1 protein-coding gene is annotated in these 408 nt (G+C 56.9%); it reads right to left on the reverse strand.

From position 1 onward, the window contains the following. Nucleotides 1-18 precede the first annotated feature (18 nt). Nucleotides 19-408: DUF6252 family protein (locus CDA63_RS21050; RefSeq protein WP_199797574.1), on the reverse strand; the 390-nt coding region annotated here is incomplete at its 5' end.

The raw sequence follows: 408 nt of genomic DNA on the forward strand, positions 1-408 counted from the left end.
TCTCGTCTCTCCAGTTTATCAGAACTTCACATCAAACGTTCCGTTTTTGATCCGCACGGTCTGCCCCGTCGTCATTTCCCGAGCGGTATACTCGAAGGTCCCTCCCGCTATTCGAGCCACTGTATCCAGACGAGTGAATGTCACCGTTCCCGTGTTTGAGCCATCCGTATAATAACGGGTGGGTGCTGGTGGGTTGTAGGGATCGTCCCCAGACTGTGGTCCCCGGTACTGCGTGTAGCCGGCATAACTATCCGGGTTGGGCGCATAGGGAATAGGACCCCTGACGTAGCCCACCGGATAGGTGCCGGGACCTTGCGTCGCTGCCAGGTAAATTTCCAGCACATTCAGCGCATCTTGTGCTTGTAACACAAACCCGCCTTGCGTACCGGTGCGATACGCCCGCAGCGG

Origin of the sequence: Hymenobacter amundsenii, from assembly GCF_002204745.1 — a bacterium.
In the GTDB taxonomy this organism is placed as follows: Bacteria; Bacteroidota; Bacteroidia; order Cytophagales; family Hymenobacteraceae; genus Hymenobacter; species Hymenobacter amundsenii.